General features: G+C 69.3%; 17 protein-coding genes and 1 pseudogene. 4 read left to right on the top strand and 14 right to left on the bottom strand.

The window, feature by feature from the left end:
* On the bottom strand, positions 1–1,223 hold a 1,223-nt coding region (locus V7050_RS07225; RefSeq protein ID WP_324410425.1), incomplete at its 3' end, for a DEAD/DEAH box helicase.
* A 423-nt stretch (positions 1,224–1,646) separates the two neighbouring features.
* On the opposite strand from V7050_RS07225, the gene fabI reads away from it, so the two are divergent.
* From fabI to V7050_RS07245, 4 genes are all read left to right on the top strand, one after another.
* Entirely contained in the window at positions 1,647–2,459 is an 813-nt protein-coding gene (fabI, locus tag V7050_RS07230; protein ID WP_324365394.1) for an enoyl-ACP reductase FabI, read from the top strand.
* Positions 2,459–2,962 (top strand): xanthine phosphoribosyltransferase, encoded by a 504-nt coding sequence (gene gpt, locus V7050_RS07235; protein ID WP_324365395.1) that lies wholly within the window; start codon positions 2,459–2,461, stop codon positions 2,960–2,962. The genes fabI and gpt overlap by 1 nt, the downstream gene beginning before the upstream one ends.
* Positions 2,963–3,032: 70 nt before the next feature.
* A complete protein-coding gene (locus V7050_RS07240; protein ID WP_324365396.1) occupies positions 3,033–3,635 on the top strand; it encodes a LolA family protein in 603 nt (200 codons plus the stop codon).
* 303 nt (positions 3,636–3,938) lie between these two features.
* Entirely contained in the window at positions 3,939–5,471 is a 1,533-nt protein-coding gene (locus V7050_RS07245; protein WP_324365397.1) for a glucan biosynthesis protein, read from the top strand.
* Between the two features lie 125 nt (positions 5,472–5,596).
* Here V7050_RS07245 and V7050_RS07250 read toward each other — a convergent pair whose 3' ends face one another.
* The 13 genes and pseudogenes from V7050_RS07250 to V7050_RS07305 all read right to left on the bottom strand — a co-directional run.
* Complete coding sequence (locus V7050_RS07250) at positions 5,597–6,430, bottom strand: ATP-binding cassette domain-containing protein (protein ID WP_324365398.1); 834 nt, start codon at positions 6,428–6,430, stop codon at positions 5,597–5,599.
* Positions 6,423–7,460 carry an ABC transporter ATP-binding protein gene (locus V7050_RS07255; RefSeq protein ID WP_324365399.1) on the bottom strand — a complete coding sequence of 346 codons (1,038 nt, stop codon included), beginning with the start codon at positions 7,458–7,460 and terminating at the stop codon, positions 6,423–6,425. Before V7050_RS07255 ends, V7050_RS07250 begins: the two co-directional genes overlap by 8 nt.
* Before the next feature lies 1 nt (position 7,461).
* A complete protein-coding gene (locus tag V7050_RS07260) occupies positions 7,462–8,358 on the bottom strand; it encodes an ABC transporter permease (protein ID WP_324365400.1) in 897 nt (298 codons plus the stop codon).
* A complete protein-coding gene (locus V7050_RS07265) occupies positions 8,355–9,362 on the bottom strand; it encodes an ABC transporter permease (protein WP_324365401.1) in 1,008 nt (335 codons plus the stop codon). The genes V7050_RS07260 and V7050_RS07265 overlap by 4 nt, the downstream gene beginning before the upstream one ends.
* A gap of 65 nt (positions 9,363–9,427) precedes the next feature.
* Positions 9,428–11,005: an ABC transporter substrate-binding protein gene (locus tag V7050_RS07270; RefSeq protein WP_324365402.1), complete on the bottom strand. Its 1,578-nt coding sequence runs from the start codon at positions 11,003–11,005 to the stop codon at positions 9,428–9,430.
* Positions 11,006–11,079: 74 nt separating this feature from the next.
* On the bottom strand, positions 11,080–14,937 hold the full coding sequence (locus tag V7050_RS07275; RefSeq protein ID WP_324374329.1) for a hydantoinase B/oxoprolinase family protein: 3,858 nt from the start codon (positions 14,935–14,937) through the stop codon (positions 11,080–11,082).
* Positions 14,934–15,692, bottom strand: coding sequence for an IclR family transcriptional regulator (locus tag V7050_RS07280; protein WP_324374331.1), 759 nt, complete (start codon positions 15,690–15,692; stop codon positions 14,934–14,936). The genes V7050_RS07275 and V7050_RS07280 overlap by 4 nt, the downstream gene beginning before the upstream one ends.
* A 220-nt stretch (positions 15,693–15,912) precedes the next feature.
* Positions 15,913–17,064 (bottom strand): amidohydrolase, encoded by a 1,152-nt coding sequence (locus V7050_RS07285; protein ID WP_324374333.1) that lies wholly within the window; start codon positions 17,062–17,064, stop codon positions 15,913–15,915.
* A 99-nt stretch (positions 17,065–17,163) separates the two neighbouring features.
* Positions 17,164–17,439: a transposase gene (locus V7050_RS21020; RefSeq protein WP_442885416.1), complete on the bottom strand. Its 276-nt coding sequence runs from the start codon at positions 17,437–17,439 to the stop codon at positions 17,164–17,166.
* Positions 17,408–17,809 (bottom strand): annotated as a pseudogene (locus tag V7050_RS07290) (transposase); the annotation flags it as partial. The gene V7050_RS21020 and the pseudogene V7050_RS07290, both read right to left, overlap by 32 nt.
* Before the next feature lie 166 nt (positions 17,810–17,975).
* On the bottom strand, positions 17,976–18,713 hold the full coding sequence (locus tag V7050_RS07295) for an SAM-dependent methyltransferase (RefSeq protein WP_324374335.1): 738 nt from the start codon (positions 18,711–18,713) through the stop codon (positions 17,976–17,978).
* Complete coding sequence (locus tag V7050_RS07300; RefSeq protein WP_324374337.1) at positions 18,700–18,909, bottom strand: MerR family transcriptional regulator; 210 nt, start codon at positions 18,907–18,909, stop codon at positions 18,700–18,702. Before V7050_RS07300 ends, V7050_RS07295 begins: the two co-directional genes overlap by 14 nt.
* Positions 18,910–19,256: 347 nt before the next feature.
* Positions 19,257–19,681, bottom strand: a 425-nt coding sequence (locus tag V7050_RS07305) for a plasmid partitioning protein RepB C-terminal domain-containing protein (protein ID WP_324374339.1), incomplete at its 5' end; no start/stop codon positions are given.

The raw sequence follows: 19,681 nt of genomic DNA on the forward strand, positions 1-19,681 counted from the left end.
CTCTGGCCGGCGCCGGGCTTGGGGCCGCGCGACGGCGGGCGCCGCTTGGTGCGAGCCGGAGCCTCCACCGCCGCCGGCGCGCTGGGTGCTGCGAAGCCCTCGGGCAGCTCGGACATGCGGATCGTCTGGCGTGTCAGCTTCTCGATGTCGCGCAGGAAGGGCCGTTCGTCGCCGGCCACGAAGGAGAGCGCGACGCCGTCGGCCCCGGCCCGCGCGGTGCGGCCGATCCGGTGCACGTATTGCTCGGGCACGTTGGGGATCTCGTAGTTGATGACATGGCTCACCCCCGGCACGTCGACGCCGCGCGCCGCGATGTCGGTGGCGACCAGCACGCGGCAATGGCCCGAGCGGAAGGCCGCCAGCGCGCGTTCGCGCTGGGGCTGGCTCTTGTTGCCGTGGATCGCGGCGGCCTCGATCCCGGCGGAGCCGAGCTGCCTGACCACCCGGTCGGCGCCGTGCTTGGTGCGGGTGAAGACCAGCGCGCGGTCGATCGAGGGCTCGTGCAGGGTCAGGGCCAGCAGCGCCGGCTTCTGGGACTGGTCGACGAAGACCGCCGTCTGCTCGATGCGATCGACCGTCGTGGCGGCGGGTGTCACCGCCACCCTGGCCGGATCGGTGAGATAGCTGCCCGCCAGCTCCGCGATCGCCGCGGGCATGGTGGCGGAGAAGAACAGCGTCTGGCGCCGCCGCGGCAGCAGCGGGACGATGCGTCGCAGGGCGTGGATGAAGCCGAGGTCGAGCATCTGGTCGGCCTCGTCGAGCACCAGCACCTCCACATGGTCGAGGGTCATGGCGCGGCGGTCGATCAGGTCGATCAGCCGCCCAGGCGTGGCCACCAGCACGTCGGTGCCGCGTTCCATCTGCCGGATGTGGCGGTTGATCGGCACCCCGCCGAAGACCGTCGCCACGGTCAGTTTCAGGAACTGTCCGTAGGCACGGAAGGACGCGGCGATCTGGCCGGCGAGCTCGCGTGTCGGGGCCAGCACCAGCACGCGGGTGGATTTGCGCGGCGGATGCCCGGGCTTCCTGGCCAGCCGGTCGAGGATCGGGGCGGCGAAGGCCGCGGTCTTGCCGGTGCCGGTCTGGGCGATGCCCAGGAGGTCGCGGCCGGCCAGCGCATGCGGGATCGCCTGGATCTGGATCGGCGTGGGCTCGGTATAGCCCCTGGCCGCCAGCGCCTCGACGATGGGCGCGGCGAGCGCGAGGTCGGAGAATTTCGTCATTGTCTGCCTTCGGTATGCGGGAACGCGCGGCATACCTCGCCGGTCAGGGCGATGCCGCGGGCGCGGATGGTACGGCCCGCGTGAATTCAGGACGCAAGATATGGCATGCGTGTCGGGAGGCTCGCAGATCCGGCACCCGCCGGTTCGCTTCACGCCGATCCTGCCCGGCCGCCCCGGAGGGTGGCGCATGGGCCGCATATGCGGCGTTCGGGCCGGGAAGTCAAGCGCCATGCTGCACTGCGGAATCGGCGGACGGGCGCGGGGCGGCGGGGCGGGTCGGGGCGCGCGCGCCATGAACCGGATCCGCGGGATCGCGCCCGTCCGCCTCGCCGGCGGGCTTGTGCGGCGCTTGATGGGGGCCGGCCTTTCCCCTACACCCATGACGGAAGTCGAAGACCCGGGGGCAGGACGATGGCTGGACTGATGAGCGGCAGGCGCGGCCTGATCATGGGGGTCGCCAACGACAAGTCCATCGCCTGGGGGATCGCCCAGGCGCTGCACGAGCAGGGCGCCGAGATCGCCTTCACCTATCAGGGCGAGGCGCTGGGCAAGCGCGTCACGCCGCTCGCCGCCTCGGTCGGATCGCAGATCGTGCTCCCCTGCGACGTCAGCGACGAGGCCTCGCTCGACGCCACCTTCGCGGCCCTCGGCGAGAGATGGGACCGCCTCGACTTCCTGCTCCACGCCATCGGCTTCTCCGACAAGGCGGAGCTGCGCGGCTCCTATACCGAGAACACCACGGCGGCGAACTTCACGCAGACCATGCTGGTCTCGGTCTATTCCTTCACCGCCGCGGTCGCCCGCGCCGCGCCGCTCATGTCCGGGGGCGGCTCCTGCCTGACGCTCACCTATTACGGCGCCGAGAAGGTCATGCCGCATTACAACGTCATGGGCGTGGCCAAGGCGGCGCTGGAGGCCTCGGTCAAGTACATGGCCATGGATCTCGGGCCCCGCGGCATCCGCGTCAACGCGCTCTCCGCCGGGCCGATGAAGACCCTCGCCGCCTCGGGCATCGGCGATTTCCGCTACATCCTGAAGTGGAACGAGCTGAATTCGCCACTCCGGCGCAACGTGACCCCTTCCGACGTGGGCAAGTCCGGTCTCTACCTGCTCTCCGACCTCTCCTCCGGGGTGACCGGCGAGACCTTGCATGTGGACGCCGGCTATCACGTGGTCGGCATGAAGGCCGAGGATGCGCCGGACATCGACGTGGTCTCGGGACGCAAGGAGGCGTGATGTCCGAGCAGCTGCCGCACGAGAAGGGCTTCCATGTCAGCTGGGACCAGATCCACCGCGACGCCCGCGCGCTCGCCTGGCGGCTGGACAAGCAGGGCCCCGACGACGGCGCCTGGCGCGCGGTCGTCGCCATCACCCGCGGCGGCATGGCCCCGGCGATGATCGTCGCGCGCGAGCTCGACATCCGCTGCGTCGACACGATCTCGATCAAGTCCTACGACTGGCAGGAGCAGGCCGAAGCGGAGGTGCTCAAGGCGCCTTCGGCGGAGGTCATGGGCGCGGACGGCACCGGCGTGCTGATCGTCGACGATCTGGTGGATACCGGAAAGACGCTGGAGCTGGTGCGCGGGCTCTATCCGAAGGCGCATTTCGCCACCGTCTACGCCAAGCCCCAGGGAAGGGCGATGGTCGACACCTACATCACCGAGGTGAGCCAGGACACCTGGATCTTCTTTCCCTGGGACATGGCGCTGCAATACGTGCGCCCCTATCGCGGGGAGTGAGGGCGGCGGCTCATCGCTTCGTGATGCGCCGGCGGATGCGCGGCGGGGCGAAAGGCGCTATTGCGGCAGCATGAACCGACGCGCGCTCCTCGCCTGTCTCGCCGCGCTGCCGCTCGCCGCGGCCCTGCCCGCGCACGCCGCGGGCGTCAACGTCTCGGCGATCAACGGCTACCTGCTCGGCCTGCGCTCGGCGCAGGGGCGGTTCCGCCAGACCAACCCGAACGGCTCGACCCAGACCGGCCGGTTCTACCTCGCCAAGCCGGGCCGGATCCGCTTCGAATACGACACGCCCAAGGGCGCCATGGTGATCGCCGACGGCGAATGGGTCGGGGTCTTCGACCCGAAGTCGAACCGCAACCCGACGCGCTATCCGCTGTCGAAGACGCCGCTCTCGCTCCTGCTGCGCGACCGCATCAGCCTCGCCGAGCCCGGCTTGGTGCTGGGCGCGACCCGCGACGCGAACGGGACAGACATCACCGTGGTCGACCCGCGCGCGCCGGGCGAGGGCCGCATGGTGATGCGCTTCTCCGACGATCCCATCGTGCTGAAGCGGTGGGAGATCACCACCAAGACCGGCCAGCGCACCAGGGTCGCGCTCACCGAGTTCCGACCAGGGGTGGCGATCAACGGCAGCCTCTTCAACATCGAGCTGGCGGCGTCGAAGTACCGCTGAGTGGCGGCGCGTTTCCGGCCCCGGGGCCACGGGTGCCGGCCGGAAGGCGCCGATCGCCGGTTTCCCCGTCGCCGGATCGGTTTACATCCCCGAAGCGGTGCGCCATCTGGACGGGGCTCGGGGTGTGGTTTCAGACGGGTGCGGCCGTTCCGGGCCGCTCCGGCGGCAACCGAGGCCCCGGGCTGTGCCGCCGATGCGATGGGAGACGTCATGACTGGGTTGGAACGCATGGACTTGGCGGGTGCCGAAACGGCCCACCGCCCACGGAGGATCCCGTCCTGGGCTCCGGGGGCATGGCTTCTGGTGCTGGCCGCCTTCCTCTGGGTGCCGGCGGCGAAGGCGCAGCCGGAATTCGCGCCGCAGCTCGGGGACGCCGAGCCGTTCTCCTTCGACCTGCTCAAGGCCCGCGCCGAGGCGCTGGCGGCCGAGCCCTTCGTTCCCTACGCGGTGCAGAAGCCCGAAGCGCTCGACGCCATCGACTACGATGCGCATTGGCGGATCCGCTTCCGGCCGGAGGCGACCGTCACGGTGGGCGATGTCCCCCTCCAGTTTTTCCACCTCGGCCGCTACTTCCGCGAGCCGGTGGTGATGCATGTCGTGGAGGGCGGCGAGGCGCGGGAGATCCTCTACAGCGCCGATTTCTTCGACATTCCCGAGGACAGCCCGGCGCAGGCGATCGAGGACGTCGCCGGCTTCGCCGGCTTCCGGATCATGCGCGAGGATCTCGAGACCGACTGGATCTCCTTTCTCGGCGCGGCCTATTTCCGCACGGACGGCCCCGACACCCAGTACGGGCTCTCGGCGCGGGCCGTCGCGATCGACCCCGGCCTCGCGTCCCCGGAGGAGTTCCCGCGCTTCACCGAGTTCTTCATCGAGGACGGCGGCGAAGGCGATGCGGACGTGACCATCTATGCGCTGATGGACGGACCGAGCGTTGCCGGCGCCTACCGGATCGCGGCGAGCAATGACGACGGACAGGTGCTGGATATCTCCAGCGCGCTCTATTTCCGCAATCCCGTCGGCCGGCTGGGCGTAGCCCCCCTGACCTCGATGTACTGGTATTCGGAGAGCAACCGGGTGCAGGCCTTCGACTGGCGCCCCGAGGTCCATGATTCCGACGGGCTCGCCATCACCACCGGGACCGGCGAGCAAATCTGGCGTCCGCTCAACGATCCCGACCGGGTGGTGACCTCGAGCTTCGCCGACGAGAACCCGCGGGGCTTCGGGCTCCTGCAGCGCGACCGCAGCTTCGAGAACTACCAGGACGACGGCGTCTTCTACGACCGGCGGCCCTCGGTCTGGATCGAGCCCATGGGCGACTGGGGCAGGGGGGCGGTGGAACTGGTCGAGCTGCCGACGGATGACGAGATCCACGACAATATCGTCGCCTATTGGCAGCCCGCGGATCTGCCGGGCGCCGGTGATGCGCTGGCCTTCGACTACCGCGTCCACTGGGGGCGCGGCCTTCCGGTAACGCCGGTCGTCGCGAAGACCACGGCCACGAGGATCGGTGCCGGCGGCGTTCCGGGCCAGCCGCGCCCGGCGGATCAGGTCAGATACGTCATCGATTTCGAGGGCGGCGGGCTGGAGGCGCTGACCGCCTCCGACGGGGTCGAGCCGGTCGTCACGGCGGGCGAGGGGGCCTCGGTCGTGCGCGCCTATGCCCTGCCGATCGTCGGCACCGGCGGCTGGAGAATGACCTTCGACCTCCAGATCGCCCCCGGAACGGAAACCGTCGACCTGCGCGCCTTCCTCCGGCAGGGTGACGAGGCACTCACCGAGACCTGGCTCGGGCAGTTGCACCCGGGACAGCTGGGGCTCGCCGGGCCCCACTGATTCCGGCGACCCGTCGGAGCCGCCCCGCGCGACCCGGGGCCGCTCTCCGGGCCGCGGCAGCGCACCCCGCCGCTTCCATCATGTTCCGGTTGCGAGTCCCAGCCCCATCGCCGGTTGCGCCGACATCAGGTCATCGGAGTGGACGGGCGGCCTGCGCTCGGAACGGCGACCTCCGGCATGGCGCCGATCAGCATCTGGGCGTATTCGGTCTCGGGGGCGTCGAAGATCTGGGCGGTCTCCCCTTCCTCGACGAGTTCGCCGCGGTAGATGAGCGCGACCCGGCTGCAGAGGTAGCGGACGACCGCGAGATCGTGGCTGATGAAGAAATAGGTGAGCCCGAGCCGGTCCTGCAGGTCGCAGAGCAGGTTCAGGACCTGCGCCTGCACCGAGACGTCGAGCGCCGAGGTCGGCTCGTCCAGCAGCAGGAGTTCCGGCCCCGAGGCGAGCGCGCGGGCGATGCAGATGCGCTGCCGCTGGCCGCCGGAGAATTCGTGCGGAAAGCGGCGCAGGTGCTGCGGCCCGAGGCCGACCAGCGACAGAAGCTCCGCCGCCCGCTCGGTACGCTGGCGGCCATTGAGGCCGAGCACGTCCTGGTGCACCACCATCGGCTCGGTGACGATGTCCTGCACCGTCATCCGCGGGTTCAGCGAGGCGTAAGGGTCCTGGAACACGATCTGCACCCGCGCGCGCAGACGCCGGAGTTCGGCGCCCGAGAGCGTCGCGAGGTCGCGCCCCTCGAAGAGGATCCGCCCCGATGTCGGCTGCTCGAGATGCAGGATCGAGCGCGTCAGCGTGGTCTTCCCCGATCCGCTCTCGCCGACGAGCCCGAAGCTCTCGCCCCGATCGACCGAAATCGAGACGCCCTTCAGCGCCTGAACCTCGGCCGACCGGCCGAACATGCCGCGGCGGCCCGGATAGACCTTCGAGACGTTGTCGATGACCAGGATCGGCTCAGGCATGGGCGGCGGCCCTTTCCTCTTCGACGCGGATGCAGGCCGCGGCATGTCCGGCCCCGACGTCCACCGCCGGCGGCAGCGCCCGGGTGCAGGCGGGGATCGCCAGCGGGCAGCGGGGCGCGAAACGGCAGCCGGGCGGCGGGGCGATCAGGTTCGGCACGGTCCCGCCCAGCCCCTGGAGCGCGCCGCGCCGGGTCTCCTTCGTCGGGATCGCCGCCATCAGCGCGCGGGTGTAGGGATGCGCCGGGCGCTCGATCACCTCGGCGACCGGGCCGCTTTCGACGATGTTGCCGGCGTACATGACCGCGACATGCGTGCAGGTCTGCGCCACCACGCCGAGGTTGTGGGTGATGAGGATAACGCCGATGTCATGGTCGGCGACGGTGCCTTTCAGCAGCTTGAGGATCTGCGCCTGAACCGAGACGTCAAGCGCGGTGGTCGGCTCGTCGGCGATCAGCAGATCCGGCCGCCCGATCAGCGCCATCGCGATGAGCACGCGCTGGCGCATGCCGCCGGAGAACTCGTGCGGATAGTTGTCGAGCCGTGCCTCGGGGTTCGGAATCCCGACCCGGTCGAGCATCGCCGCCGCGAGGCGCCGCGCCGCGCGCTTCCGCTCGCGCCGGCCGACGCGGGGCGGGCAATCGAGGATCGTGGGATCGTGGCTCGCGGCGGCGAGGGCGACGTCGACGAGTTGCTCCCCGATCCGGTAGGCCGGGTTGAGGTTGGTGGTCGGGTCCTGGAAGATCATGCCGATCCTCTTGCCGCGGAGCGCTTCGACCGCCGAGATCGGCAGTTTCAGCATGTCGCGCCCCTCGAAGCGGATCTCGCCGCGCAGGTAGCGCGCCGGCGGGCTCGGCAACAGCCGCGAGATCGAGAGGCCGGTCAGCGACTTGCCGCAGCCGGATTCGCCGACGAGGCCCCAGATCTCGCCCCGGCGGACGGTGAGTTCGATGCCGTTCAGGACGTGTGCGTGGCCGTCGAAGCTCGACATGGTCAGGTGCAGGTCGCGGATGGCGAGAAGCGGCGTTTCCATCTCAGCGCCTCGCCTTCGGGTCGAGGAGGTCGCGCAGGCCGTCGCCCAGAAGGTTGAAGCCGAAGACCGCGAGGAACATCGCCATGCCGGGAGCCATCGCCGTCCACCAGTAGTCGGGCATGTAGGACCGCGACAGCGACAGCAGCGTTCCCCATTCCGGCGTCGGCGGCCGCACCCCGATGCCGATGAAGCCGAGGCCCGCCACGGTCAGGATGGCGAAGCCCATGTCGAGCGACATCTTGACGATGATCGGCGAGACGACGTTGGGCAGGATGTGGCGGAAGAGGATGCGCCGCGGCGAGGCGCCGATGGCGCGGGCGGCGGTGACATAGGTCTCCTCGCGCGCCGCCAGCACCTCGCCGCGGACGAGCCGGGCGTAGCCGGGCCACCAGCTGAGCGAGATCGCGATCACCATGTTGACGAAGCCGGGCCCGAGTGCGGCGGCGATCGCCATGGCGAGGATCAGGCTCGGGATGGTCAGGGTGAGGTCGGTCAGCCGCATCAGGGCCTCGTCGGTCCAGCCGCCGGCGAAGCCGGCGACGGCGCCGACGAGGGTGCCGATCACCGTGCCGATCAGCACCACCCCGAAGCCCGCGAGGACCGAGACCGTGGTGCCGGCCATCACCAGCGACAGCACGTCCTGCCCGAGCTCGTTGGTGCCGAAGGGATGGGCCGCCGAAGGAGGCTGGAAACGCGCGGCGGTATCGACCGCACCGGCGACCTGGTCGGGGTAGGGGGCGAGGAGCGTGCCGAAGATCGTGAAGAACAGCACGATCCCCACGATCACCGCGCCGATCACCGAGAGCCGGCTCTGGCGGAATCGGAAGAGCGCGCGGCGCAGCCTGTCGCCGCCGGCGGACACGGGGGCGGGTGCGGGCTCGTGGGCGAGATCCGTCATGAGTAGCGCACCTTCGGGTTAATGACCCCGTAGAGGAGGTCGATGACGAGATTGGCGAAGACGAAGAGGAGGCCGATGACGAGGGCGACGCCGATCACCGGCATCATGTCCTGGGAGACGATGGCCTTGGTGGCGTAGAGGCCGAGCCCCGGCCAGTCGAAGACCGTCTCGACGAGCACGGTGCCGCCCAGGAGCCAGCCGAAATAGAGCCCGATGACCGTGAGCGTCGCCGAGACCGCGTTGCGGGCCACGCATTTGAACAGGATTTTGCGCTTCGGCAGCCCCAGCGCCCGCGCCGTCGTCACGTAGTCCTGCTGCATCACCTCGATGGTCGAGGCCCGCATCATCCGCATGATGGTGGCGAGCGGCGAGAGCGACATCGCCACGGCCGGCATCGCCAGATGCGCGAGGGCGGAGCGGAAGACCTGGGTGTCGCCGGCGAGGAGCGAATCGACGAGCAGGAAGCCGGTCACCCGCGGCGGCGGGATCATGATGATCGGCAGCTGGCCGCCGAGCGGCAGCCACATCAGCCACATGGCGAAGCAGAGCTGCAGAAGCAGCCCGAGAAAGAAGCGCGGCATCGAGATCGCGCCGATCGCGAAGACCTGCGAAACGTAGTCCGGCCACCGGTTGCGCCAGACCGCGGTGAGGAGGCCGAGGGGAATGCCGATCGCGACGGCGAGGAACATCGCGGCGAAGACGAGCTCGAGCGTCGCCGGCAGATAGGCGGCGATGTCGGCCGCGACGGGGCGCCGGGTGAGGAGCGAGGTGCCGAAGTCCCCGTGCAAGAGGCCGCCGACATAGCGCAGGTACTGGGACCAGACCGGCTGATCCAGACCGAACTGCTGCGCGAGCGCTTCGATCTCGGCCTGGGTCGCATTCGGCCCCGCGGCCAGCGCCACCGGGTCGCCGGGCAGCAGCCGCGCGATGGCGAACATGATGATCGTCAGCCCGATGATCACGGGGATGAGCAGAAGAATCCGCCTGACGGTGAAATAGAGCATGGGTCCGCCTCGTCGGAATGGGCCGGAACGGGTCCGGGCGGGAGCCTCCCCCGCCCGGACGGCGGTCAGCCGAGCGACAGCGGCCAGGCCTCGATCGCGTTCGAGGCGACCGGGGTGAAGCTGTAGCCCTGCACCGCGTCGCGCATGCCGAGCTTGCGCCGCTCGAGCACCCCGAAGATGTCGGGCGCGTCCGCGACGACCTTCTCCTGGAACGCGCCGTAGATCGCGATGCGCTTGTCGGTATCGATCTCCGAGCGGCCGGCCTCGACCAGCGCGTCGACCTCGGGGTTGCTGTAGACCGGGTTCTGCCAGCTGCCGTTCCGCGAGGAGTGATAGGCGGCGAAGGCGATGTTGTCCGGGTCGCCGTAGTTCGCGGTCTGATAGACCGGGAAGAGGTCGGGGAAGGTCTCCGGCGACTGGCAGAGCGCGACCATGTCCGGCCAGTTCAGCGGCTGGATGTCGAGGCCGATGTTGAGCTGCTTGAGGCTGTCGAGCATGATCAGCGCCCAGCGTCGCTGCTGCTCGAGCCCGGAGACATGCACCATCTTCAGCGTGAAGCCGCCCTCGGGCTGCGCGCTCTTGGCCAGGTATTCCCTGGCCTTGTCGAGATCGGTCCGAGGAACCTCGAGATCCGGGTTGAACCCGAGGATGCCGATCGGCAGCGGCCCCACCATCAGATCCGCATAGCCGGCGGCGTCGAGGATCGCCTGGTAGTTGGTAGCCCAGGCGATCGCCTTCCGCAGGTTCACGTCGGCACAGGGGCCCTTCTCGGTGTTCATCTTGATCGAGAAGGTCCGGTATTCCGGCTCGATGATCCGCACGACGGACGGCGCGTCCTGCAGTGCGTCCATGTCCTCGCTCGTCAGGTCGACCGCGACATGCGCCTCGCCGCGCTGGAGCATCAGCCGCTGGGTCGCCGTCTCGCGGACGATCTGCCAGATCACGCCGTCGAGGTTGCCGCCGCCGGGCTGCCAGGCGTTCTCGGCCCGGGCGAGATGATAGAGCGTGCCCACCTGGAAGCGCGCGACGTTGAACGGCCCCGATCCGGCGGTATTGGTCATCAGCCAGGTCTTGCCGTCATCGCCCCCCTCGTTCGCCTCGACCGCCGCCTTCTCCACGACGAAGATCCAGGGCAGCACCTGCAGGAAGGGTGCGAAGGGCACCGCGAGGTCGAACTGCACCGTCTGCGGATCGACCGCCGTCACGCCCTCCGGCGTGACGATGTCGCGGATCATCCAGGAATTGCCCTCGGCCAGTGCCAGGGCGCGCTGGAAGGAGAAGACGACGTCGTCGGCCGTGACCGGATTGCCGCTGTGGAAGACCGCCGCGGGGTTCAGCTTGAACGTGTAGCCCTTGCCGTCCTCGCTCACCGTCCAGCTCTCGGCGAGCCCCGGCACCGGCTCCGGCGGATTGCCGGAGACCCGCACCAGCGGATCGTAGACGTTGCGCAGGAAGAACGAGGCGGAATAGCCGGTCGCCGTGTGCGGGTCGAAGTTCGGGATGTCCTGCCCCGAGGCGATGATCAGGATGTTGTTGCCCGACTGGGCGAAGAGCTGTGCGGGCAGCGCCGCGGTGGCGAGGCCGGCGCCGGCCATGGCCAGCAGGCTTCGGCGGGACATCTGCAACGAGGGTGCGGTCAGCATTTTGGGTTCCTCCGAGCTGGATCGTCGTGTCTTGTGGGAGACCGGCGCGCACCCCGGCGCGCCGGCGAAACATCTCATGCCCAGATCGTGCCCGGGCTTGTCGGATCGGTCTCCGAGCTTTCCGGCACCGTCGACCCGCGATAGTATCGCGCCACATGCTCCGGCGTCACGAGGCCGAGGGCCAGGTCGCGCGCCACGGCCGCCTGCTCGCGCTCCTCCGGGTCGCCGAAGCCGGCGCCGCCGGCGAGCACCAGCTCGACGATCTGGTCGGCGCCGTGCAGCGACACCAGCGCCCCGGTGCCGCAGTCCCGCAGGAGCCGCCCGTCGGAGCCATGCACCAGCCCGCGCGCTCCGCCGCCGGCATGGCCGCCGAAGAGCCCCGGGATCGGATTGTCCACGCCCTCGGGATAGACCGAGACCAGCATCGCGAGCCCGTCTTCGTCGCGCTTGCGGAAGCGCACCACCTGCCCGAGCCCGCCCCTGTGCCGGCCCGCACCGCCCGAGTCGGCGAGGAACGACTTCTCGATCACCAGGATCGGCACCCGGCTCTCCATCAGCTCGATGGAGGTGTTCGCCGCCGAGGTGGGCCAGAGCAGCGCCGAATGCCCGTCCTTGCGGTCCGAGCCGCCCTGTCCGCCGCCGCAGAACAGCATGTCGGAGTAGAACTGCCCGTCCCGGTCCTGGCCGTAGATATTCGCCGCCACCGCGAGGCCGGTGAAGGACTGCACCATGCGAGGTGCCGCCTGCGACAGCGCCCCGAAGATGTTGGGCGCCAGATACCAGCCGGTCCGCGTCCTGAGGTTCACCGAGGCCGGATAGGTCGGGTTCAGGATCGACCCCTCGGGCGCCGTCACCGTGAACGGCCGGTAGCAGCCGGCATTGCCGCGCACCGTCGGCGTCAGCATGCATTTCAGCGGATAGGTCGCATGCGCAGCGGTGTAGTTCAGGGTGGCGTTCAGCCCGCCCTGCGGCAGCTGTGGCGGCACCCCGTCGAAGTCGACGGTGATCGCGTCGTCCTCGACCTTCACCAGCACCGGATAGCTGATCTTCTCGCCGAGCGGGTTGTTGGTGATGGTCGAGCGGTACTCGCCGTCCGGGATCGCCCGGATCGCGTCGCGCATCGCCTTCTCGCTGAGCCCCTGCACCACCTCGGCGAGCGCCCCGAGATCCTGCATCCCGTAGTCCCGCATGAACGCGCCGAGCCGCTCCGCCCCGAGCTTGTTCGCCGCCACGAAGGAGAAGATGTCGCCCAGCACCTGTTCGCCGTTCCGGACGTTCCTGCCGATGAGGTCGATCAGCGTCTGATTCGCCACGCCGGCGTCGAAGAGCTTCATCGGCGGGATCTGGATCCCCTCCTCGTAGATCTCGCGGGCATGGAGCGAGTCCTTGGTGCCGCCGATGTCCGAGACATGCCCGACCGTCCCCATCAGCCCGACGATCTTCCCGTCCCGGAACGCCGGCGTCACGATGGCGATGTCGAAGAGGTGCCCGGCGCAGAGCCAGGGATCGTTGGTGATCAGCACGTCGCCCGGCTTCAGCGTATCGGCCGGATAGACCTCGAGCAGCGCCTTGACCGCGCGCGGCAGCGTCAGGTTGAAGACCGGCATCGCCCGCGGGCTGTGCGCCAGCGTCTCGCCGTCCTTGTCGAGCAGCTCGCAGGCGAAGTCCTGCGCCTCGGCGATGACCAGGCTGAAGGCGGTGCGGCAGACCGTCAGCCACATCTCCTCGACCACGTTGACGAGCCGCGACCACATGATCTCGAGCCCGATCGGGTCGCCCTCGATCCGCGCCACCGCCTGGGCCCGGGTCATCTCCGGCGTCACCAAAGCCTCGGCCGCCGCCACGGCACCCGTCCGCACGGCGAGGTTCAGCCCCGCGTCCACCGTCACGCTGTCGGTCGGCCCGACCACGGTGGTCGACTCGCGCTCCTCGATGATCGCGGGACCGGGGATCTCGTCGCCCGGCCGCAAGGCGTAGCGGTCATAGACCGCGGTTTCGTGCGAGCCGTCGTCGAACCAGCAGATCCGGGTCCCCTTGATCTTCCTCGCCACGTCGCCGCCGCCGGCCGCACCGGTCAGCGCCAGCTTCGGCGTCGGCCCCGCGACCCGCACCCGGAAGTTCACCGCCTCGAACCGCGCCCCCGAGAACGGCTCGGCAAACCGTGCGGAATAGGCGCGCACGAAGGCGTCGCGGATCGCCGGCAGATCGGCCTCGCCGATCTCGGTCAGGGGCAGCGGCACCGAGATGTCGTGCATCTGCCCGACCAGCCGCATGTCGGCGCTGCGCTCGACGATGGCCTCGCCGCGCCCGATCCCGGCACGCTCCAGATGCCGCAGACCCTCTTCCTCGAGATTGCGCAGGAGTCCGTTGACCGCCACCGCGTCGAAGCCGGGCGCGAGTTCCACCCGCAACGAGCGCACGTCCTCGAAGGAGAGCGGCGCCACCAGGAACCCGAGCGCCGAGGCCGCACCGGAGGCCGGCGGGACCAGAACCGAGGAGATCCCCATCGCACGCGCCACGTCCACCGCATGCGCCGGTCCGGCACCACCGAAGCCGACCATGGAATATTCGCGCGGATCCTTGCCGCGCTCGACCAGATGCACCCGCGCCGCCGCAGCCATGCTCTCGACCACGACCTTGTGGATGCCGAGCGCCGCCTGCTCCACGGTGAGGCCCAAGGGCTCCGCCACCCGCGCGATCGCCGTCCGCGCCGCCTCGATGTCGAGCTTCATCCTCCCGCCGAGGAAGAAGCCCGGATCATAGTAGCCGAGCACCAGGTTCGCATCCGTCACCGTCGGCTCGACTCCCCCGAGCCCATAGCAGGCCGGCCCCGGATCCGAGCTCGCCGAATGCGGCCCGACCTTCAGCAGCCCCACCTCGTCGATCGCCGCGATCGAGCCGCCGCCGGCGCCGATCTCGATCATCTCGATCACCGGCGCCTTGATCGGCAGGCCGGAGCCCTTGACGAAGCGGTGCACCCGGGCCGCCTCCATCATCGGCGCGATCTCGGCGCGGCCATCCTCGATCATGCAGGCCTTCGCCGTCGTCCCGCCCATGTCGAAGGAGATCACGTCCCTGAGCCCGGCGCCCTCGCCGAAGAGCGCGGTGGCGAGCCCGCCGCCGGCCGGGCCGCTCTCAAGCAGCCGGATCGGGAAGTCACGCGCGGTCTCCAGCGACACGAGCCCGCCCGCGGAATGCATCAGCCGCAGCGGCCCCGTGAATCCCTCGGTCCGCAGCGCATCTTCGAGTTTGGTCAGGTAGCGATGCATCAGCGGTTGCACGAAGGCGTTGCAGCAGGTGGTCACCGCCCGCTGATACTCGCCCATCTCCGCGACCACGTCGCTCGAGATCGAGACCCGCACCTCCGGGAACGCGCCCCGGACGATCTCCGCCGCCCGCCGCTCGTGCGCCGGATTGGCGTAGGCGTGCATGAAGACCACCGCGATCGCCTCGCAGCCCTGGGCCACCAGCGCCTCGGCCGCGCTCCGCACCGCCGCCTCGTCGAGCGGCGTCACCACGGCGCCGTCCGCGGTCATCCGCTCGTCCACCTCGAGCCGCAGGTCCCGGCTCACGATCGGCTCGGGATAGGTCACGTAGAGGTCGTAGATGTCGTAGCGCTGCTCCGTCCCCATCTCGAGGATGTCGCGGAAGCCGCGGGTGGTGATCAGGCCCACCGGCGCGCCCTTGCGCTCGATCACCGCATTGGTGACCAGCGTCGTGCCGTGGACGATCTCGCTGACCGCTGCATGGCCGATTCCACGCAGCGCCAGCAGCTCCTCGAGCCCCTTCAGGGCCGCCTCGGAAGGATCGTGCGGCGTGGTCAGCCGCTTGTGCAGCGTCACGCTCGCGGCCTTGGCGTCGTAGAGCACGAAGTCGGTGAAGGTGCCGCCGATGTCGAAACCGACGCGCCAGCGGGCCGGGGAAGCGGTCATGCGAAGAGTCCTTTCTCTGGAATCCGGGGGGCGACGAACTTCGCGTCGCCGAGATCTCTGGCGATCCGCGTCGCGCCCGAGGCCAGCGCCGCCAGCATCTCGTCGCGGTCGTCCTCGCCGACCACCGCATGGGGATAGACGATGCAGAGGCTCACCGCCTCTTCGGTGGTCGGGTCGCCGACGGCGATGGCGATCGCGTCGACGCCGGGGGTCGATTCCTGGCTCGAATACGCGAAACCGCTTGCGCGGATCGCGTCGAGCCGCGGCAGCAGGCCGTCGAGCTCCGGCCGTCCCGCATAGACCGCCTGCACCTCCGCGTCGCTCATCCGCGCGAGCAGCGTGCGGCCGGTAGCGCTGCCGTGGGCGGTCAATCGCCGGCCGATGTTGCTGACGACCCGCAGGTCGTTGGTGCCGGGAAAATCGGCGACGGCCGTCACCTCGCGCCCCTCCCGCAGCGATACGTAGCCGGTGTGCCCGAAGCGCTCGGTCACCGCGGCCACCACCTCTCCGGCCTGTCCGATCACGCCGAGCGACTTGCGGAAGGCCGACGCCAGATCCAGCATCATCCGTCCCGGCCGGTGGCGCCGGGTGTCGCCGATCGTCTCGAGCATGCCGGCGTCACGCATCGCCTTCAGGAGCCGCGAGGCATTCGCCTTCGGGATTCCGAGTCGCGTCGTCACTTCGGTCACGGTCAGGTCGCTGCAGCCGGAGCCGAACAATCTCAACACGTCCGAAGCGTTCTGCAGCACGGTCATCAGCATTTGTTCCGATTTATGGAACTCATAATTCCATCATTTGCAACCTGATCGCCTATTGCGGCGATTCGATCAAGTAGGAAATGCAACCATCGTTCCGAAAACCGGAATTGTGAGCGCGGTCAGGCCTGCGGCAGATTTCGGCCGAGCCGATGGCGCAGCGCGGATAGTGGCGCAGCATCAACGGACGGACCTCGGTCCGCAGGGTGTGGAGCGACCTTCAGCCTCGGCTTTCGACGATCCGCGCGAAGATGCTCGCCCCGACCGGCAGGATCGTGTCGTCGAACAGGAAGCCGGGATTGTGGAGTGGCACTCCGCTACCATGTCCGAGCGTGAAGAACGCCCCCGGCACCACCCGGAGCAGGTCCGCCATGTCCTCCGACCCCATCGTCGGTTCCGCATCGGCGCTGGCCCGGTCCCCCCCCACGACCTCCGCCGCGGCCCGGATCGCGTCGGCCGCCCGATCCGGATCGTTCTCGAGCACGTCGAAGACCCGCCGCATCTCCAGCCCGATCCCGATCTCATGCGCCCGGGCGAGTCCTTCCGATATCGCCTGCAGCCGCGTCTCGATCAGATCCCTGTCCGCGATGTCGAAGAAGCGGTAGGTCCCGCGCAGCACCGCCTGTCCCGGGATCACGTTGTAGGCGGACCCGGAATGGAACTCCGTCACCGACACCACCGCGGGATGCGTGGGGTCCATGTTCCGCGCCACGATCCGCTGCAGTTCGCCGACCAGCCCCGCGCCGATCGCGATCGGGTCCGCGCTCATATGCGGCATCGCCCCGTGGCTGCCCCGCCCCTCGATCTCGATGTCGAAGAATCCCGCCCCGGCCTGCGCCCGTCCCGGCCGGATCCGCACCCGTCCATGCGCATCGTAGGGAGAATTGTGCAGACCGTAGAGTTCGTCGCACGGGAATCGCTCGAAGAGTCCCTCCGCGAGCATCGCCCGTGCGCCGCCCAGTCCCTCCTCCGCCGGCTGGAAGATGAACACCACCCGCCCCGCGAAATTCCGGGTCTCGGCGAGATACCGCGCCGCTCCGAGCAGCATCGTCACATGCCCGTCATGGCCGCAGCCGTGAAACACGCCTTGGTTCCGCGACCGATAGGGGAGGTTGGTCATCTCCTCCATCGGCAGCGCGTCCATGTCGGCACGCAGGCCCACCGTCCGCCCGGGCCGGTTCCCGTCGAGAACGCCGACGACGCCGGTCCGTCCGACGCCGGTCGTGACGTCGATCCCCCAGCCCGCCAGCAGCTCCGCGACCCGCGCAGAGGTCCGGTGTTCCTCGAAACCGATCTCCGGATGCGCGTGCAGATCGCGACGGATCGCGGTGAGATCGTCGCAGAATCCCGAGATGCGCTCGATGGGGGGCAAGATCGCTCCGGCAGGGAAGGCAAAGGTCGACGTTGGGTGTGCAGGCACGGCGAGAGGCGAACGGTAGCGTCAACGCCCCCAAGCCGGCAAGGTCCCGCTTCAGTCCAAGCGGGCGCCGACGCGTCGCTCTTCGCCACGAGGTCGCCTGCGCAAGGCAACGATACCAGGAAAACCCGGATTCGGCTTGTCGATCTCATCCGTCGAATGGAGCTTCGCCCGGTTTTGCTGGGGGAAGGTCATGTAGGCGAGCACGTCGTCCTCGGCGTCGTCCATGCGGGCGGCGAGCTTCGGGACGCTGGGGCGGAGCTGGTCGGCGACGCGGCGCCACCGCTGCTTCGCGCTCTCCGGATCACCTGGCTCTTCGACACGCCGCACATGCCGCGCGCCTTGACGAGGTCGTCGACCGAGCGTGTCGAGACCCCATGGATGTAGGCCTCCTGGATGAAGGCGGTCAGGGCCTTCTTGGCCATGCGCCGCAGCTCGAGGAAGCCGGGAAAGCAGCAGGCCCTCCGGATCTTGGGGATGCGCAGCTCGACAATGCCGGCCCGCGGCTCCCAGACCCGGTCGCGATACCCGTTGCGCTGGACGAGCCGCTCGGCACTCTTCTCCCATGGGGCGCACCCGTGAGGCCGCCGACTTCCAGCTCCATCAGCCGCTCCGCGGCGAAGCCGATCATCTCGCGCAGCAGGTCCGCGTCGGGGGTCTTCTCCACAAGGCTCTGCAACGTCATCATCTCGTCGGTCATCGTGAGGTCTCCAGTCAGGTTGGCTTCCACAAACCCGACCATCGCCGAAGATCGCGCGATGACCACTGCGTCGCCGGCCGCCTGCCAGCGCGTCAATCCGCGCAGGCAGCCGCCGACGCTACCGTCCAGCTACACCGCGACCGGGGACACGACCTCGCGCGACCGGTCAGAGCCTTTGCAGCACGACTATCTCGGAGCCCACGAGTCCGTCGCAGGCGTGGTAGGCGGCCAGTTCCGCGCGCAGATCGTCGAGCAGACGGCTGCCTTCGAGGCGTGATTCCATCGCCGCGACGCGCGCCTCGAGCGGGCGGTAGTAGGTGTCCATCGCCTCCCGCCCCATGTCGAAATGCCCGAGCACATGGTAGCCGGCGCGCCTGGCCTGCTCGAGCCGGACGGGAACGCGGGTCATGGCCGGGTATTCCGTCGCCCAGAAGGCCCGCAGCGCCTCCGAGGGTTCATCGGTCCGCCACATCATCTCGGAGAACACCAGCGCGCCGCCGGGGCGCAACAGCCCCCGCCAGTCGCGCATCGCGCGCTCGACGCCGATGATGTAGGCGCTGCCCTCGGCCCAGATCACGTCCCAGGGGTCATCCGGCACGGGCAATTGCGCCATGTCCAGGTTGCGGATCTCGACCCGGTCGCCGAAGCCCTTCGCCGCCACCCGGTCGCGAAGTCGGTCCAGCGCCCCTTCGGCCGTGTCAGTCGCCAGGATCCGCGCCGTGGTCGCCTCGGCCAGCGTCATCGTCGCCATGCCGGGGCCGCAGCCGATCTCGAGGAGCGTCTCTGGCGCGAAGGGCACCATGGCCAGCGCGCGTCGCGTCGCGGCCTCGCTCGCCGGTCCCCAGCAGTCGAGCTCGGAGAACACCTCCATCAAGCCCGTCATGTAATCGTCATGTGCGTTCATGTCCTTCGACAGCCACGCGACCCGCGCGGCCTCCCCGCTGGAATATCCTTGTGTGCAGCCGCTCCCGGTCGGCATCGGAATACACGCGATAGCCGTTCGCCTGCCGCGCGGCCCTCAGCAGCCCGAGCTTCTCGTAGTAGAGCAGCGTCGCGCGTGACCGCCCCACGCTCTCCGGCAGTTCTGAAATCCGCATCATCCGCTGCCTTGTCCGTCTACGCCGATTCTCGACCGTCGAGGCCGTCCTAAGGTGTGAAGCTATAGACAGGTCAAGCCGAATTGTGGTGCTACCCGATGCCCGCTGGTCTCGCGACGATCGCAATGAGACGTTGGGCGTGCCGGAGTGGCCCGATCTCCGACACGCCCCGAATTGAACGCAGCCTCGGGCGCGGCGGCGCGGCCGGCGAAAACGCGAGCCGGCCGGGTGGGCTCCGAGCGGGTTCGCCGCCACCCTTGCGGCCGCGCCCGATCCGGCCCACCTTCCGGCGTCTCCCGCGGTCCCCGTGCTTGATCTGGGTCCGGGTCACCATCGTCAGCCGCGAACGGCTACTCGGTGTCGGCGGCCTCGGCCGGCGCGGTCTCGGTCATGGTCTGGAACTCGCCGAGAAACTCGGGATGGTTCTGCGCCAGATAGCGCACGATCCGCGCGTTCCCGAGCAGCTTGCCGACATAGCCCTTGATCACGGTCAGATGCAGATGGTCCTGGCCGTAGGTGTCCCGGATCGAGGCAATGCCCTCCTGCAGGCGGGCCAGCTCCTGTTCCATCCGCGCCATCGCCTCGGGTGTGATGCCTTTGACCTTCTTCGGCTTGGAGGTCTCGACCAGCTGGGCCTGCGGCGTTCCTGCGAGGATCGCGTTCACATAGGCGACGGAATAGTTGTTCGCGTTGACCAGCAGTTCCGCGGCCCCGATCTGACGCATGGTCTTCATCTTGCGCAGCGCGTCGAACACCGCGCCGGTCGCGGGCTTGT

It is taken from the genome of Amaricoccus sp. (assembly GCF_036846665.1).
Taxonomy (GTDB): Bacteria; Pseudomonadota; Alphaproteobacteria; order Rhodobacterales; family Rhodobacteraceae; genus Amaricoccus.

What these genes read in the sequence shown, in the direction of transcription:
- V7050_RS07260 (WP_324365400.1), bottom strand. Translation starts at nt 8,358, where the DNA reads ATGACGGATCTCGCCCACGAGCCCGCACCCGCCCCCGTGTCCGCCGGC.
- V7050_RS07295 (WP_324374335.1), bottom strand. Translation starts at nt 18,713, where the DNA reads ATGAACGCACATGACGATTACATGACGGGCTTGATGGAGGTGTTCTCC.
- V7050_RS07275 (WP_324374329.1), bottom strand. Translation starts at nt 14,937, where the DNA reads ATGACCGCTTCCCCGGCCCGCTGGCGCGTCGGTTTCGACATCGGCGGC.
- V7050_RS07270 (WP_324365402.1), bottom strand. Translation starts at nt 11,005, where the DNA reads ATGCTGACCGCACCCTCGTTGCAGATGTCCCGCCGAAGCCTGCTGGCC.
- V7050_RS07265 (WP_324365401.1), bottom strand. Translation starts at nt 9,362, where the DNA reads ATGCTCTATTTCACCGTCAGGCGGATTCTTCTGCTCATCCCCGTGATC.
- V7050_RS07280 (WP_324374331.1), bottom strand. Translation starts at nt 15,692, where the DNA reads ATGACCGTGCTGCAGAACGCTTCGGACGTGTTGAGATTGTTCGGCTCC.
- V7050_RS07250 (WP_324365398.1), bottom strand. Translation starts at nt 6,430, where the DNA reads ATGCCTGAGCCGATCCTGGTCATCGACAACGTCTCGAAGGTCTATCCG.
- V7050_RS07255 (WP_324365399.1), bottom strand. Translation starts at nt 7,460, where the DNA reads ATGGAAACGCCGCTTCTCGCCATCCGCGACCTGCACCTGACCATGTCG.
- V7050_RS07300 (WP_324374337.1), bottom strand. Translation starts at nt 18,909, where the DNA reads ATGATGCGGATTTCAGAACTGCCGGAGAGCGTGGGGCGGTCACGCGCG.
- V7050_RS07240 (WP_324365396.1), top strand. Translation starts at nt 3,033, where the DNA reads ATGAACCGACGCGCGCTCCTCGCCTGTCTCGCCGCGCTGCCGCTCGCC.
- fabI (WP_324365394.1), top strand. Translation starts at nt 1,647, where the DNA reads ATGAGCGGCAGGCGCGGCCTGATCATGGGGGTCGCCAACGACAAGTCC.
- gpt (WP_324365395.1), top strand. Translation starts at nt 2,459, where the DNA reads ATGTCCGAGCAGCTGCCGCACGAGAAGGGCTTCCATGTCAGCTGGGAC.